The sequence below is a fragment of the Altererythrobacter chaiwopuensis genome, assembly GCF_054957755.1.
The window spans coordinates 1-270 of record NZ_JBTXJG010000022.1; the positions used below are offsets into that span (position 1 = coordinate 1).

The following is a 270-nucleotide window of genomic DNA, read 5'->3' on the forward strand; positions in this document are numbered from 1 at the left end:
GTTCACTCCGCGTCGCATGAGCGAGGATGTTCGGGGAGGTCTCATGGGGTGGCGCAAGCGAGCCGGCATCGCCGCGGCGGTCGTCGCGGCCACGTGCGCGGCGGTCGCCGTCGCCGGCCTCCCCCTCTACGTCTTCCCGCCGCAGGCCGAGGTGCCCCCCGGCGCCGACCTCGTCTACGTCATCGGGCCGCCGCGCCCGCCGCGCGTCGCCGTCGCCGAGCAGCTGCGCGCCGACGGCATCCGCGACACCCTCGTCTCCGTCGCCGCGGC

The 270-nt window shown here is 77.0% G+C and carries 1 protein-coding gene; it reads left to right on the forward strand.

The genetic code is table 11. From position 1 onward, the window contains the following. Nucleotides 1–43: 43 nt before the first annotated feature. On the forward strand, nt 44–270 hold a 227-nt coding region (locus ACX2DJ_RS13025), incomplete at its 3' end, for a hypothetical protein (RefSeq protein WP_462573169.1).